Origin of the sequence: Chryseobacterium sp. GVT01B, assembly GCF_019970045.1 — a bacterium.
GTDB lineage: Bacteria > Bacteroidota > Bacteroidia > Flavobacteriales > Weeksellaceae > Chryseobacterium.
Map to the genome: position 1 here is coordinate 18,883 of NZ_JAHXYI010000005.1, position 14,711 is coordinate 33,593.

A 14,711-nucleotide genomic window follows, 5' to 3' on the forward strand; every position below is an offset into this window, starting at 1 on the left:
AGAGGGTGCCCTCACTCAGAAGCTATACAAATTAGTACTACTAATAATAATGATGATGATGAAAAAGGATTGGGAAGACTAGTTTGAAAAGCTTCTCTCTATGGTAGTTTTTTTAAATATTGTATGATACCGTTCAAAACCATTTTACACATCGCTCTTTTTACCGTTCCTTTAATTTATATAAGAGGTATAAATAGTAAACTAATTTAAAATAACATAGAAATCCGCTTTCTACTTTTTTAGAAAATCTGACTTCAATTTCAATCTAATATATTATTTATTGAATTTTCCTATAAATACAAAGTATATAAATCATTCACTACATAAATATGGACAATAAACCCAAAGAATTCCCATAAGTGTTCGAATAGTTTGTTGTTCTACTAGTATGATTACAGTAATTTATCGTTTTTTGAGACTTTAGTAGCAATTTAAACGTATCTCGTATTGTCAATGGTGTGGCTCTACCGCGGGAACTTTATTATTATAAATTAGTCTTTGGGAAATTTAAAATGGCGAAACTTTCGACTTCTCCGTACCGTTGCTAATAAGCTGTTATTTGATGTAATTTTTCTATAATTTATCGCAGTAAATTTCAATTCCCTTTATCATTTTTTGAAATTTTATTTTTCTGATCCTCAAATTCAGAATTTGCTTCTGCCAAAATAGCGAACTCCTTAGCTTTTTCACATTCACCAACTTCGACCAATGTATATACTAGATTATAGTATAAGTTCGTTTTTTCGGCCTTTGAAGGGCTTTTACTTAAACCAATTCTCAATATCTTTTCTGCTTTCTCGTAAAATTTTTTCTTATTTAATAGTTTTCCATAATTGACGTAACTAATAACATATGAACTATCAATGGAAAGTGATTTCTCATAGTTTTTCTCGGCATCATTAATTTTGCCTTGCATACTTTCAATGTTCGCAATTCCATTTAATACTATTACATTATTTGGTTCTAAAAAATTTGCATCGGTAAAATATGTATAAGCTTCATCATAGTTATTACTTTCTATTGACTTCAATCCATTTTCAAACAAAGATTTCGCTTCCGAATTATTAATTACTATATTTTCATACACAATAGTCGATCTTGAATCTGTTAAAACGTGATTGTTATTATTTTTCGGCTCTTGACAAGAACTTAAAAAAAAGATCAACAATAGAATAAGATTTGATTTCATGAAATTTTTAATTAAATCAGCAACTAAGTGGTTCGGCAATTGTTCATCTTGGTCTACTTAAAACTCCTTTTCTAAATTTCCTGCACAGGCAATAAGAAATACAAAGAAAAAATGTGCCTGTTACTTCCTCATTTAGGATATCTGTAAGTCTAAAGTTTAAATTTTGAATTAATCAAAATTTATAAATATGGATACAATAACGAAAAATGATTTAACAGCATTGAGAAACCTAATAGTTTCGGATATTGAGAACCTACTAAAATCTAAGCCATCTAATTCAAGAGAGGATGAAGAATTTGGCTGGATGCGGAGTAAGGTAATTCGCAGAAAACTGAATATTTCTGCTTCGACATTACAAAATCTCAGGATCACTGGCAAAATTCGATTCAAGAAATTATTGGGCTCGTATTATTACAACTGTGAAGACCTTCAACATCTATTTGATTATGGAAAGGAATAATATACAGCACTGGTTTGATTTCCTTGATGAAATTCAAAGTGATCCAAAATTGAATGTTTGGCATATTGCTTTGTTAACTGCAATTGCCCGCCTTGCTTGCAAGCAAAATGAAAAATGGATTATCAGAGTGAGCAGGAGAAAGCTTATGGAGTTTTCGCATATTACTACAATAACCAGTTATCATAAATATTTTAAGCAACTTCAACAGTTTGGATACATTAAGTACATTCCATCTTATCATCCAGATTATCGCAGCACAGTAGAAATTCTGTCTATACAGAAAAGCTGAGACAGAAAAACAATCCCCTCAAAACTTTATGCATTGAGGGGATTGTTTCTATTAAATAATAGCCTTTGCCCTAATGAGCATATTTTCAAAAGCATTACATCTCTCAGCAAGAGAAAGCTCTGAATAAGCGTTCTGAGTGTTTTTTAAATCATGGAATTCTTTTTCGAGCTGTTCGAGAAGTTTAACCAGACCCCTATTGAAATTATTGTTACCTCTTAGCTTGGCTTCAAGATCTTTCATTTCTCTAGCAATTGATTCCTGTTCAGTGATTGCATAATCCTCTGTCTGTTTCACTGAATGATGACCCAGCATTTCTTTAACAACGTGTATTGATACACCGTTGTTTAAAGTAACCGTACTGGCAAAGGTACGTCGTGCTTTATGAGTATTAAGTATTGCATTAACATTACATAAAACCGCTATCTCCTTTAGATATTCATTCATTTTCTGGTTTGAGCGACCCGGCAGTACGGAGCCTCTTTTTATGCATAATGGATTATCTTTATATTTCGATATAATTTCCAACGCTTTAGACAGAAGTGGGATATCGGTGTCAGATTTTGATTTTTGCCTGCTAGACATAATCCAGGCACTTCCATCATTAGCTTCTTTAATATCTTCCCATTTGAGTTGGAAAGCATCTATATAGGACAATCCTGTGTAACACTGAAAAACAAAAATGTCCCGTACTACTGACAACCTTTCTGAGCTAAATTCTTTTTCTTCAATTCGTTTTAGTTCAGCTTTTGTCAGCGGCTTCTTTTTAACTTTGGTTTTCTTTCCAATAAATAGCTTAAACGGATCTTTAGGAATGATCTCTTTTGCAACAGCTCTCAGCACTATTTTCTTAAAATTGCTAATATACTTCAATGAAGTATTGTTAGAACATTTCCTTACTGTTTTTAAGTACAGATCATAATCCTTTACAAACTCGTAGTTCAGTGCTCTGAACTCTATGTCTTCTTTATTATATTGATACTTGATAAATTCTTGAACATGGGACCTTGCAGTGATATAACGGTCATGTGATCCTTTGGCATATTCTCCGGTCTCTACCAATTTACCCATCTCATCATTATGTTCCTGAAATTCTTCAAGTACCTTATTTCTAGGTTTATATTTTCCGTTTATGAAGTTTATAAGATCAATAGAGGTAATGGGAATACCATTATTCATAAGTTCAGTTCTATGGCTGTTAATCTTACTCATTAAAGATTCTAGGAAAAGGTTAATAATCTTTGCATCTTCTTTCGTTCCAACAGCTTTGCCTTCTTTCTGATCCCATCGGTTGGGATACCATTTTCTTTTCGTAGAGGTTTCTTTAGGAATGCCATCTACAGTTATCCGCACATAAATATGGCGGATCTTTTCATTTTTTGAGCTCTTTAAAAAGAAAGTGAGCCCATAGCTTTGTTCTACTAACATAATTCAACATTTTTTAAGGTTATAAATGTCAAACTAAAAGTTCCTCGAATCAAGATGTTTAGATCTGCAACGTGTTCATTACACATTATTTAAATGCGTTTTTTGAGTCTGCTTTCTATGGCAATTTTCAATCAATTTAAAAATTGCCACACAATTGCCATAAACTTTTGGAGTATTTTTGAAAATTACAGTAATTGCTATAAATAAAAAAATCCTGCAAAATCAATGATTTGCAGGATTTAAATGTTTTTTGATGCTTTTTGAAAACTTACGTTTTCGCATCTGGCGGAGAGTGAGGGATTCGAACCCCCGGACCTGTTACAGTCAACAGTTTTCAAGACTGCCGCAATCGACCACTCTGCCAACTCTCCTTAAACCCCGGCTATACCGTTGTTTTCAGTGGTGCAAATATAGAACGATTTTTAATTTCTGCAAAACTTTTGCCACACAAATTTTAACAAAACTTAATAATAGACTAGAAATCAAGGGAATTATTTTTCCTGCAGTAACTCCTATTCCCTGTCTACTATAGCAATGAAACTGTTTTTTAAAAGATCTGACGGATATACAAACTGATCTCCATCTTCTCCTTTTACTACAATAGCACCTTGCTCATCATTAAGACATTTGTCCAACTGGGTTTTCATGTCATTAAGTGCCCCATTGGGAACCTCAATGATATAAATTCCAGTAACGTGCGTGATTTTTATGATTTTTGTTTCCATATTCTTTTGATTAGTTGCTAAATGTAGGGATTTTACTTTAAGTAAGAGTCATTTATTACCAGGAACAGAAAGCCCTTTAGAAATGACTCAAAAGCATTTTAACGGATAATCAATCATTGAGTTATCCGATTTTCTGTTCTGAATTTTACATTATATTTGTAAGGATTCATCGCAATATTAAAAACTAATAACATTATTTTCAAATGTTTACTCAATCTTTTATTAAAAATACGTTTATTACTGCCTCTCTAGCTTTTTCCTCAATGGCTTTTGCTCAGAAAATGCCTATGTCTGTTCTTCCATCCGGCCACCTGATTGTCGGAGCTGAAATAGATGGCAAAAAAGGAAATTTTATCTTCGATACCGGAGGAGGAATTAATCTTTTTCTGGGAAATTTTTCCAAAGAGCTTGGCCCAAAAGAAACTTATAATTATCTGACGGCTTTCCGGGCTACCGGTGAAAAAATGACTATTCCCCTTTTCAAATCGAAAGAGATTATTTTTAATGGTAAAAAATTTAAAGATACCTGGTACTCCACTCATGATATGGAGATCAAAGGAATTGACGGCTTGATCTCCCTTCCCATGCTTTATGATACAGAGTTTATCATTGATTATACTACTAACGAGCTTATCTTTCCAAAAGAAAAACTGAGCAGTAAGAAAGTGATGGATATCCAGCTGTCTACCAACGCAGACCAGTCCATGGATATTACTACTTATGTGCTATTAAACAATAAATACAAGATTAATGTTCTTCTGGATTCCGGCTCTGGTAAAGATTCTTTTTGGCTGAGTGAACACCTGATGAATACATTGGATATCAAAAAGGAAACCCTGCAGGTGATGGAAAAGAAAAGTGAATTCAATCCCGATCTGACAACTAAGTTTTATATAGGTGATATTGGCTCTATTTCTACCCCCTTTACTACTGTTGAAAAGCCTAAAGTCGCTTTTGTGGAAGGTCTTATTTATGAAGGTAAAACGAGTATTAACTGGCTGGGTAAAAAACTGGGATTCAATCTTAAAGAGAAAAAGATTTATATTTTGGATTAGAATTACAGAAATGTTGTAAAACTGTCATTCTGACCAAAGGAGAACTTAAAAACTCAATAAGATTCTTCCTTTGCCAGAAATCGAAGATTCGATGCAGTCAATGACAATGTGGAAAAGTATGCTGGAAAAGCCTCTCCATCAAAAATTCTTTGAACTTTCACCATCCTTTTCCAAGGAAGGGAAATAATGAGAATTCAGTCAGAATTTTGCCTGAGTTCTTATTTCTTATGACCTTATTCTTTCTGAGTTATTGAGACTGGATTCCTACGGAATGACAAACGTTGCGGGTAGGTAATCATTCCTATTGTGTCATTCCGCAGAAATCTAAATTTATTGAAATACTTTAGATTCTACGCTTCACTTTGTTCTGCTCTGAATAACAAGCTTTACGTATAGTTTTAGCAGGTTCTCAATTACAGTCTTTTCCGTCTTTTATTCTCCTGCAGGTTCAAACAATTCTATCTTGTTTCCTTCCGGATCAAGAATGTGTACAAATTTTCCATATTCATACGTAGCTACCTCATCCAGAACAGTTACCCCTTCTTTCTTTAGTTCCTCTACCAAAGCTTCGATATTCTCTACATGGTAATTGATCATGAATTCTTTTGATGAAGGCTCAAAATACTGGGTAGATTCTTTAAAAGGACTCCACAGTGTATATCCCTTTTTATCAGAATCGGCCTCTTTCCAGTCGAATTTGGCTCCATATGGGCTGGTGGGTAATCCAAGGTGGGTTTTATACCATTCGTTTACCTGTTCAGGGTCTTTACACTTAAAGAAGATACCTCCGATAGCGGTTACTCTTTTCATTTTTTTATTCGTTTTTTTAAGTTTAATATTAATGGAATGCAATTCGGGGTTGTTTGCAGTTTCACAAATATATTAATGTTTTCATTAGATATTTCATGAATTTTTTATCGGATATTTGATATGAAGAAATATTTTCATTGGAAAACGCAAAGACGCAAGTGATCTTAAAAAGACTGCTTATAAGGCGCAAAGATTTTATTTCCGATAAAATTATATACTGTGTACTTGAGTTGCGAAAAATAATATTCCACTTGCTGAAAATCTTTGATTTTCTTGCGCCTTAAAAATAGATCATAAACTTAAAAACCTTGCGTCTTTGCGTTTTCAAAAAAAACACTCCAGATATAGGAAAACGAAAAAAGCGCACCCAAGAGGCACGCTTTGTATTGCATAAACTGAATACTATTAGTGTAATTCAGCTAAATATTTTTCAGCATCCATTGCAGACATACATCCGCTTCCTGCAGCTGTAATAGCCTGTCTGTAGATATGATCCTGAACATCTCCAGCAGCAAATACTCCCGGAAGATTGGTTCTTGAAGAACCTTTTTCTGTTAAGATATATCCGTTTTCATCAAGATCTACCTGTCCTGCGAAGATATCAGTATTCGGCTTGTGACCGATTGCAATAAAGATTCCTTCTACATCTACTTTAGATTTCTCCTGAGTCTGGTTATTGATGATTACCGCTCTTTCTACCAGACTGTTTTCACCTTCAATCCCGATTAATTCATGGTGAAATTTAACTTCGATATTCGGAGTACTTTCCACTCTGTGAACCATTGCTTTTGAAGCTCTGAAAACGTCTTTTCTTACCAATAAAGTTACTTTTTTACACAGTTTGGCAAGGTAAGTTGCCTCTTCAGCAGCTGTATCTCCCGCTCCTACTACTACAACATCCTTTCCTCTGTAGAAGAATCCATCACATGTAGCACAAGCTGAAACTCCACCTCCTGCATATTTTTTTTCATCATCAAGACCTAAATACTTTGCAGTAGCTCCTGTAGAGATAATTACTGTTTTTGCAAGAATCTCTTTGTTTCCTGCATATAATTTGTGAACACCGCCAACTTCTTTAGAAAACTCAGCTTTAGTGATCATTTCATAATGAACTTTGGTATCAAATCTTTCTGCCTGTTTTTGCAGATCCATCATCATTTCAGGACCTGTAATCCCAGCTGGATACCCTGGAAAGTTATCCACCTCTGTGGTGGTAGTTAATTGTCCGCCTGGCTCCAAACCTGTATACAATTCAGGTTTAAGGTCTGCTCTTGCTGCATAGATAGCAGCGGTGAAACCAGAAGGCCCAGATCCAACGATCACACAATCTAAAATGTTTTGCTCCATAATTTACTTTGTTCGAAAAGATTTAATTTGAATTAAGACTGCTAATTTCGGAATTTTTAATTTCTCCTTAAAGTTATTTTAATGATACTTGTCAATATCTGATATGTTGAATTTCGATAGTAACTGCTCTGGGGTTTGTGATTCGTGATTCGAGTTATTTGATTCGGGTTGTAAAAATTAAAAAACTTGTGTTTTCATTTCCGTAATTAGCATATCCCGCACCCCGTATCTCTTCACCTCGCCTCACACTTTCATCTTAATTTTATCTACATTGATAATTTTATACACCAACTCCCTGATCAATTCAGCTTCTCCCATATTCACCGCTCCAAGTCCTTTCCCTTTCATATCAAACTCACGGAGAATAGAAATGACTCTCGTGGCATGTTTTAAAGGGTAAAGTCTTGCACTTTCTGCATAATCTTTAATGAAATAAGGATTTACACCCATCTGGGATGCAATGGTCTGTGGAGACTGCCCGGCCATCGTCTGATAGATAATAACGTTTGAAAAGTAATTGTAAAGGCTTGCCAGCATCATTACAAAAGGATTATTCTTCGGGTTTTTTCCCATAAAATGGGCAATTTTAAAAGCAGTATTGGCATTTTTGGTCCCCAAAGCCTTTTGAAGCTCAAAAATATTGTATTCTTTACTGATCCCAATATGGTTTTCAACAATGGTTCCGTCGAGGATTTCTCCTTCTTTAAGAATGATTTTTAATTTGTTGAGTTCATTAACAATTCTTGACAGGTCATTCCCAAGATATTCTGCCAGGAGATGGGAAATATTAGGGGCTGTATTGATTTTCAGTTTCGCACATTCATCTGAAATCCATTTAGGGAGATTGCTTTCCTTTACAGATTCACTCAAAAAAAGAGCTTTGGCTTTATCTAAAGCTTTGGCTGCCTTTTTCCGGCTGTCCAGTTTCTTATGTTTGTGCGCAAAAACCAATACTGTAGAAGGAACAGGGCTTTCTACATAAGATTCCAAAATTCTGTTTTCCTCTTCATTGAATCGTAAATCCTGAGCTTCTTTCACGATAATCACCTGTTTGTCTCCCATCATCGGAAACTGCCTGGCCAGAGAAAGAACTTCCTGATAAGAAGTATCTTTTCCGTAAGTAACTGTCTGATTGAAAGCTTTTTCATCTTCTTCCAGAAAGTTATGTTCAAGGGCTTTCACAGCGACATCAATAAAGTAAGCTTCTTCTCCGTGGAAAAAATAAATAGGTAAAACTTCTTTATTTTTAATATTTTTGAGGATTAAATCTAATTCTTTCATCTTATAAATGGAACTTCCAAAACTGAATTTTCAGGAAACTTTTGATTTTAAATTCAAGAAAGACAAAGATAAGTTTTTTATTTATGATTTGGTTCGTAAAACTTATCTTCTGCTCACTCCTGAGGAATGGGTAAGACAGCACTGGATACATTATTACCTTACTGTAAAATCCTATTCTACATCAGCCCTGATCACCGAAAAAAAGATCGTCCTGAATGGGCTGACCAAACGTATTGACCTTTTGATTACCGAGAAAACAGAGCCTGTTATTCTGATCGAATGTAAAGCGCCACAGATCAAATTAACGGAGAAAACATTTGAACAAACCGCCAGGTATAATTCCATTATCGGAGCCAGAGAAATTATTCTGACCAATGGACTTCAGCATATCAATGCTTATTATAAAGACGGGCAGTATCAGTTTTACAGACCAGAGTAAAGAAATACAAGCAGACTATCACACACTCACTGAATTTCATTACCGTTCAGATTTTCTGATGTCAATTTACCCAAGAAGTTGAAGAAAATTGGAATTGACGTTGAACTCTTTTAAATATTTTCTTAATTTTAATCTGTTTTACAATTCACTAATTCACAAATAATTAATTATGATACGTTCTATCTTATTAACCACAATGATTATGGCTTCAGGAACTCTTTTCAGTCAGAAACTTAAATCTGTTTCCTATCAGGACGGTGCGCAGAAACTAAATGGTCTTATCACTTCCAATGCAGGAAAGAAACTTCCGGGAGTTTTGATTCTCCCAGCCTGGAAAGGGATTGACGAAGAAGCTAAGACGGCTGCTCTTGAACTTGAAAAACAAGGTTATATTGCCTTTATCGCTGATATTTATGGCGAAGGAAAAATTCCTGCAGACAATGAATCTGCTGCTAAAAGTTCAGGATATTACAAACAGAATTATAACGAATACCAGAAAAGAATTTCGCTGGCTTTGGAGCAGCTGAAGAAAAACGGGGCTATTTCTGACAAAACAGCTGTTATCGGTTATTGTTTCGGTGGTACCGGAGCGTTAGAATCAGCCAGAGGTCATTTACCTGTTGCAGGAGTGGTTTCTATCCATGGAAGTCTTGCAAGGGATCAGAGCAGAAAAAATGAAGCCCTAACTGCTAAAATTCTGGTTGAAAATCCCGCTGATGATAAAAGTGTAACTCCTGATGATTACAATAACCTCATCAAAGAAATGAATGAAGGAAATGCCGACTGGCAGATTATCACATACGCTCACTCCAAACATACTTTCACAGATCCGAAATCACCGGACTATAATGAAACCATGGCAAAAAGAGCCTGGAATCATACCCTGATGTTTCTGAAAGAAATTTTGAAATAAATATAGAATTATAGGCATTCAAGAAAATAATTCTAATTTAATACCCAAACAAAAAAGCAAATCCGAGGATTTGCTTTTTTATATTTTAAAAATTTTCTTAATCTACTCCTTCCTCTTCTCTGTTGACCAACTCCATAGAAAATGCAGGCAGACAGATGGCAAGGTATTCGCAAGGTTCTGAAAATGGATTACTGTAACGGATTCTTGCTCCTTTTTCAATTAGAATACTCTGACCTTTTTCCAGAGTAACGATCTCTCCATCAATTTCAAACTGTTTTTTTCCTGAAATGATGTAAGTAAATTCATCAAATTCGGGGGTCTGATGAGGTTCACTCCAGTCCGGAGGTGCCACCATATGAGCAATAGAAACTTTAGAATTTCCGGTAGAATTTCCCCAATGCTCTTCTATCAGTTTCCCATCGTTAGTAGGAACTATAAATGGTGAATGTTGAATTTTATATTTTTTCATATCCAGGCTTCTTTTGTGATTTCATATACGAAATTGGTTCTTGTAGGCTCTGCAAAATATGCGACTTCTTCTTCAGCAATTTTTTGTCCTCCAAGTCTTTCCAAAGCTGTCTGTGAACGGAAATTTTCTTTTCCAATATGAAAATGAACCTTATCTACAAACTGGAAAATATAATCCAGCATCAGTTTTTTAACCTGTGGATTGATTCCTTTACCCCAGAATTTTGTTCCATAGAAAGTATATCCGATGAAAATATGGCTGTCTTCTTCATCAAAGTCATAATAACGGCTGCTTCCCAATACGTCTCCGGTAGCTTTCTCAATAATCTTGAAAGCTCCGCCACTCTCCATAGCTCCTGTAAAAAAGTTTTCGAAAACCTCTCTCTGATAACGGTTTTTGTTGGGATGCTGTTCCCAGACTTTAGGATCGGAAGCTACTTCATATAAAGATTCAAAATCCCCTTGCTGTAAGGGGATCAATTGAAATTCTTCATTCTCTAAAACGGGCTGAACAGAAAAATTCATTACTTAGCTCTTTTTAGTAGAATCTGATTCTATTTTCTTGATTTCCTTCAATTTGTCAGAAATCTTGATTACAGTGTCTAATTTTGATGGTTTCAAAGGAACTTCTGCCTGAGCCATATCCCATTTGATCACTAAATTTCCTGTGTTTTCATCTGTAGGATTTAAAGTAATTTCAAACCACTCTTGTTTGTCTGTAAGGGTATTTACCGGTACGGTAACATCTACTACGTCCTGTTTAGGATCGTAAGTGTAAGCTCCCCACTGTTGGAAATCTTTATTCAATATTACTTTCCATTCTTTTTCTGTAGGAACGATGAACAATCCGTAAGTTCCTGCAGGAACTGTTTTTCCACCGAAATTAACGGCCTGTCCGAAAGTAATTTTTGTAGAAGAGTTAGCACCTGCTCTCCAAACCTGACCATAAGGAACCAATTCTCCGAAGATCTTACGTCCTTTCACTCCCGGTCTTCCGTAGTCGATGGAGATTTTAGACATAGAAAACTGCTGCTCAACCTTCTGACGCGGACTTGCTGCCGGCACAGAATAATCCTGAGCAAAACTTAATGCTGAAATTGAAATGCAAACTGCTGCTAATAACTTTTTCACGTGTAAATTTTTGTTTAAAATTACAAAAATCAAAACAAAATAGCTTTCATAAACTTCGTTAAATTTTGTTTTACCGATATTTTTCTATGAAGGGATTTTTTAACCAAATTCTTTTAAAAAGTAAATTATCAACTATTAAACATTTTACTTTTCTTAATCGTTTTCCCTTTTCTCAGCTGTATGGAATGAAAAACAGAAGGCACATCATTCGTCCATTTTTTAAGGATTAAAAGGATGGCAATAATCTCTGCCCGGGTGAGTAATCCTATCCAAAAACATAGATTAAACAAAATAACAGACTGACAATCTAAGATAACCTGAATAAGTGTTCCAAAAAGAAATAAGGTCCAAATTTTGGCCCCGATAGAATGCGTTGCCACTTCTTTTCTGAATTTTAAAAAGCTTACCAGATAAATCAAAACTTCTGCACCCGCCAGAATAATTATTTTGTAAGCATTTGTTTTGAAGAATTCGGGACATAGTATAAAAGCGGAGATTCCTACTAAAACAAAGAAAATCTGATCAACTGTAGAATCCAGACGCCTGAGTTTCTGAGTGGAAACATTCAGATGTCGGGCGATAATTCCGTCAAAAATATCAGTCAATAATCCTATGGATAAAAGAGTGACAGCAATTGCCTGATAATTTTCTATTTTAATGAGGCTTAAAGAAACAATGATAAATCCAATAATCAGTCTGGAAAAAATTAAAATAACCGGAATCTTCGATTTCATAAAAAGGTGACAAAACGTATTGTAAATGCCGAAATATAGGATATTTTATTTATATATTTCTAAAACAATATAGCCTTTTCCAATTCCAGTAACTTTTGTTTTCTCCAGATTCCTCCACCATAGCCTGTTAGCTGTCCGTTACTTCCAATCACACGATGGCACGGTATTATAATGGATATTTTATTCAAACCATTGGCATTGGCTACTGCTCTCACAGATTTAGGATTTCCCAGAATATCTGCCTGTTCCTGATAACTCCGGGTTGCTCCGTAAGGAATTTCCTGCAAAATATTCCAGACTTCTTTCTGAAAATCTGTTCCTACGGGAGATAGAGGCACTGTAAACGTTGTTCTTTTTCCTTCAAAATATTCAGAAAGCTGTTTTTCCAGAGTGTCAAAATGAGAGTTTTCACCTTGTATAATATTTGCTTTAAAATAGGTAGAAATACTTTTCAGCTCTGTAGGAAGTGCTTTTCTGTCTGAAAATTCCAGAAGACAGATTCCGTTTTCATCAGCACAGGCGATCATGGTTCCCAGCCTGGTTTCAATTCTCTTCAGATCAATGATTTTCTCCATGGCATTATTTTTAGGTGATCCTCCAAAAACATTTTTAAAACTATCATTAAAACCACTGAGACTTTCATAGCCTGTGTCAAAAGCCACATCCGTAACTGATTCTCCCTGCTGAAGTCTTTTAAATGCGGTATTCAGCTTTGATATTCTCTGAAAGGCATGAAATGTTATTCCATGGTGTTTCAGAAACCATCTGCGAACTGTTGCCGGTTCCAGTCCCTTTTTTACAAGGTCATAATCTTTAAATTTTAATGCCGGATCATCTGCAATTTCTTTGAGCAATTCTTTAATAGATTCTGGTGTCGCATTAAGATTTTCCAAAGGTCTGCATACTTTACACGGGCGATATCCTTTGAGCATCGCATCTTTGGTATTGGAAAAAAATTCTACATTTTCAAATTTTGGTTTTCTTGCTGTACAAGTAGGTCTGCAGAATATTCCCGTAGTTTTTACTCCCATCCAGAATATTCCTTCAAACGAAACATCTTTGGTATATGATGCCTCATACATTATTTTTTCTGTGAGTTCCATATTTAAATAAAAAGAGGTGAAAAACTTCTTCTGTTTGTAATCTTCTGACTTGCTTTTTCAAGCTCTATGTAGATTTCTACATTCCATACATTCACCAATAGTAATGGCTCTTCGCTCTGATGCAGTTGTTTAAAGCTAATCATTGTTTTTTTATTCAAAAGTAGAAAGATTATGGAGCTGCATGCAACCGAAAAATGAACATCTATTTTTTAATGATTCAGGAAAATAAGTTCAGATTTAGAATAAAATTGCTTTTTCAAGTTCCAGCAACTTTTGTTTTCTCCAAATACCTCCGGCATACCCTACCAATTCTCCATTCGAGCCTATCACACGATGACAAGGGATTAAAATGGCAATTTTGTTAATTCCATTAGCTGTTCCTACAGCACGTATTGCCTTGGGATTTCCTAAGATTTCCGACTGTTGTTTATACGTCCTTATTTCTCCCATCGGAATTTCGCGGAGAAGCTGCCAGACTTTTTCCTGAAATTCAGTACCTGTGATAAACAACGGAACTTCAAAATGGTTTCTTTTTCCTTCAAAATATTCTGTTAATTCTTCTTCCAATTGGAGAAAATGAAGATGCTCTTTTTCTACGATCTCTGCCTTTAAAGCTTTTGAAAGGGCCTTCAGCTGTTTTTCAATATTCTTTCGATCTGTAAATTCAAGCAGACAGATTCCCTGGTATACGGCACAGGCAATCATTTCTCCCAGTGGAGTTGATATATTTTTTTGGTGTATAATTTCCATTAGTCTAAAAGTAAGCTTTTTAGAAATTACATCTCTTTTTTAAGAAGTTAAAATTCTTTTTATCTGCTCAATATGTCTTTCATTATGATAGATAACAAAACGGAAGGTATCTCCCAGCTTCAGTTTTATAAGTTTTGAAATACTGATGCTCGTTTTTGTTTTTTCAAGATCAATATTCTGCGCTTTTTCTAATAATCCGAGCAGCTGTTTTTGCTGACTGATAAATTTCTCTATCACTGTTTTATTGAGTTGACTGTGGATAGGATTCATTATTTTAAGCGTTTTCATTTTATTCAAATTCTCTTTGGGAAGCATGCTTTTAGCAAAATAATTCCCTAGAATTCCCGGTTTGAAAGTATCTTTCGGAGAAATTTTAGAGCCATCTATTCTATTGGTGATTTCGGGAATATAGAAGTTTCCATAACGATTGAGATGTTCCAGACATTCCAGTGAACTCCAACTATCTTGTGAATTTCTGAAATTCAGCTCTCTTTCTGCTTTTTCTAAAAGGGTCTGTGCGTATTCTAAATGCTGACTGGTTCTTTGTTGTAATTCACTTAATAATATTGAAACTGAAGTTTTCATGATGTTT

19 protein-coding genes and 1 tRNA gene are annotated in these 14,711 nt (G+C 34.9%); 5 read left to right on the forward strand and 15 right to left on the reverse strand.

Going from position 1 to position 14,711, the window contains the following annotated elements:
* Window positions 1-595: 595 nt before the first annotated feature.
* On the reverse strand, window positions 596-1,189 hold the full coding sequence (locus LC457_RS12495; RefSeq protein WP_223600123.1) for a hypothetical protein: 594 nt from the start codon (window positions 1,187-1,189) through the stop codon (window positions 596-598).
* 187 nt (window positions 1,190-1,376) lie between these two features.
* Here LC457_RS12495 and LC457_RS12500 point away from each other — a divergent pair, with 187 nt between their 5' ends.
* Together LC457_RS12500 and LC457_RS12505 are read left to right on the forward strand one after the other, a co-directional pair.
* The gene (locus LC457_RS12500; RefSeq protein ID WP_223600124.1) at window positions 1,377-1,649 is read left to right on the forward strand and encodes a helix-turn-helix domain-containing protein; all 273 of its coding nucleotides are present in this window, start codon (window positions 1,377-1,379) and stop codon (window positions 1,647-1,649) included.
* Entirely contained in the window at window positions 1,636-1,938 is a 303-nt protein-coding gene (locus LC457_RS12505) for a hypothetical protein (protein ID WP_223600125.1), read from the forward strand. Before LC457_RS12500 ends, LC457_RS12505 begins: the two co-directional genes overlap by 14 nt.
* A gap of 51 nt (window positions 1,939-1,989) precedes the next feature.
* On the opposite strand, the gene LC457_RS12510 is transcribed toward LC457_RS12505, so the two are convergent.
* The 3 genes from LC457_RS12510 to LC457_RS12520 form a co-directional block, all read right to left on the reverse strand.
* Window positions 1,990-3,363 carry a site-specific integrase gene (locus LC457_RS12510; protein WP_223600126.1) on the reverse strand — a complete coding sequence of 458 codons (1,374 nt, stop codon included), beginning with the start codon at window positions 3,361-3,363 and terminating at the stop codon, window positions 1,990-1,992.
* 283 nt (window positions 3,364-3,646) lie between these two features.
* A tRNA-Ser gene (locus LC457_RS12515) sits at window positions 3,647-3,734 on the reverse strand.
* A 141-nt stretch (window positions 3,735-3,875) separates the two neighbouring features.
* Window positions 3,876-4,088 (reverse strand): glyceraldehyde-3-phosphate dehydrogenase, encoded by a 213-nt coding sequence (locus LC457_RS12520; RefSeq protein WP_223600127.1) that lies wholly within the window; start codon window positions 4,086-4,088, stop codon window positions 3,876-3,878.
* Between the two features lie 203 nt (window positions 4,089-4,291).
* On the opposite strand from LC457_RS12520, the gene LC457_RS12525 reads away from it, so the two are divergent.
* A complete protein-coding gene (locus LC457_RS12525) occupies window positions 4,292-5,143 on the forward strand; it encodes a hypothetical protein (protein WP_223600128.1) in 852 nt (283 codons plus the stop codon).
* A 432-nt stretch (window positions 5,144-5,575) separates the two neighbouring features.
* Here LC457_RS12525 and LC457_RS12530 read toward each other — a convergent pair whose 3' ends face one another.
* From LC457_RS12530 to holA, 3 genes are all read right to left on the reverse strand, one after another.
* Window positions 5,576-5,953 carry a VOC family protein gene (locus tag LC457_RS12530; protein WP_223600129.1) on the reverse strand — a complete coding sequence of 126 codons (378 nt, stop codon included), beginning with the start codon at window positions 5,951-5,953 and terminating at the stop codon, window positions 5,576-5,578.
* 405 nt (window positions 5,954-6,358) lie between these two features.
* The gene (gene trxB, locus LC457_RS12535) at window positions 6,359-7,300 is read right to left on the reverse strand and encodes a thioredoxin-disulfide reductase (protein WP_223600131.1); all 942 of its coding nucleotides are present in this window, start codon (window positions 7,298-7,300) and stop codon (window positions 6,359-6,361) included.
* Window positions 7,301-7,543: 243 nt separating this feature from the next.
* Window positions 7,544-8,581 carry a DNA polymerase III subunit delta gene (gene holA / locus LC457_RS12540; protein ID WP_223600132.1) on the reverse strand — a complete coding sequence of 346 codons (1,038 nt, stop codon included), beginning with the start codon at window positions 8,579-8,581 and terminating at the stop codon, window positions 7,544-7,546.
* A gap of 7 nt (window positions 8,582-8,588) precedes the next feature.
* On the opposite strand from holA, the gene LC457_RS12545 reads away from it, so the two are divergent.
* Window positions 8,589-9,020, forward strand: coding sequence for a type I restriction enzyme HsdR N-terminal domain-containing protein (locus tag LC457_RS12545; RefSeq protein ID WP_209785096.1), 432 nt, complete (start codon window positions 8,589-8,591; stop codon window positions 9,018-9,020).
* A 169-nt stretch (window positions 9,021-9,189) separates the two neighbouring features.
* Window positions 9,190-9,933, forward strand: coding sequence for a dienelactone hydrolase family protein (locus LC457_RS12550; protein ID WP_223600135.1), 744 nt, complete (start codon window positions 9,190-9,192; stop codon window positions 9,931-9,933).
* Between the two features lie 97 nt (window positions 9,934-10,030).
* Here LC457_RS12550 and LC457_RS12555 read toward each other — a convergent pair whose 3' ends face one another.
* The 8 genes from LC457_RS12555 to LC457_RS12595 form a co-directional block, all read right to left on the reverse strand.
* Window positions 10,031-10,402, reverse strand: a complete 372-nt coding sequence (locus LC457_RS12555; RefSeq protein ID WP_223600136.1) for a cupin domain-containing protein — start codon at window positions 10,400-10,402, stop codon at window positions 10,031-10,033.
* A complete protein-coding gene (locus tag LC457_RS12560; RefSeq protein ID WP_223600137.1) occupies window positions 10,399-10,926 on the reverse strand; it encodes a GNAT family N-acetyltransferase in 528 nt (175 codons plus the stop codon). Before LC457_RS12560 ends, LC457_RS12555 begins: the two co-directional genes overlap by 4 nt.
* A 3-nt stretch (window positions 10,927-10,929) precedes the next feature.
* Complete coding sequence (locus LC457_RS12565; RefSeq protein WP_223600138.1) at window positions 10,930-11,532, reverse strand: DUF2911 domain-containing protein; 603 nt, start codon at window positions 11,530-11,532, stop codon at window positions 10,930-10,932.
* A gap of 128 nt (window positions 11,533-11,660) precedes the next feature.
* Complete coding sequence (locus LC457_RS12570; RefSeq protein ID WP_223600139.1) at window positions 11,661-12,266, reverse strand: CDP-alcohol phosphatidyltransferase family protein; 606 nt, start codon at window positions 12,264-12,266, stop codon at window positions 11,661-11,663.
* Between the two features lie 59 nt (window positions 12,267-12,325).
* Window positions 12,326-13,369: a methylated-DNA--[protein]-cysteine S-methyltransferase gene (locus tag LC457_RS23445; protein WP_308116406.1), complete on the reverse strand. Its 1,044-nt coding sequence runs from the start codon at window positions 13,367-13,369 to the stop codon at window positions 12,326-12,328.
* A 2-nt stretch (window positions 13,370-13,371) separates the two neighbouring features.
* Entirely contained in the window at window positions 13,372-13,512 is a 141-nt protein-coding gene (locus LC457_RS12585; protein ID WP_223600140.1) for an isocitrate lyase/phosphoenolpyruvate mutase family protein, read from the reverse strand.
* Window positions 13,513-13,606: 94 nt separating this feature from the next.
* Window positions 13,607-14,119 carry a methylated-DNA--[protein]-cysteine S-methyltransferase gene (locus LC457_RS12590; RefSeq protein ID WP_223600141.1) on the reverse strand — a complete coding sequence of 171 codons (513 nt, stop codon included), beginning with the start codon at window positions 14,117-14,119 and terminating at the stop codon, window positions 13,607-13,609.
* Between the two features lie 39 nt (window positions 14,120-14,158).
* Window positions 14,159-14,704, reverse strand: coding sequence for a DinB family protein (locus tag LC457_RS12595; RefSeq protein ID WP_223600142.1), 546 nt, complete (start codon window positions 14,702-14,704; stop codon window positions 14,159-14,161).
* Window positions 14,705-14,711 lie beyond the last annotated feature (7 nt).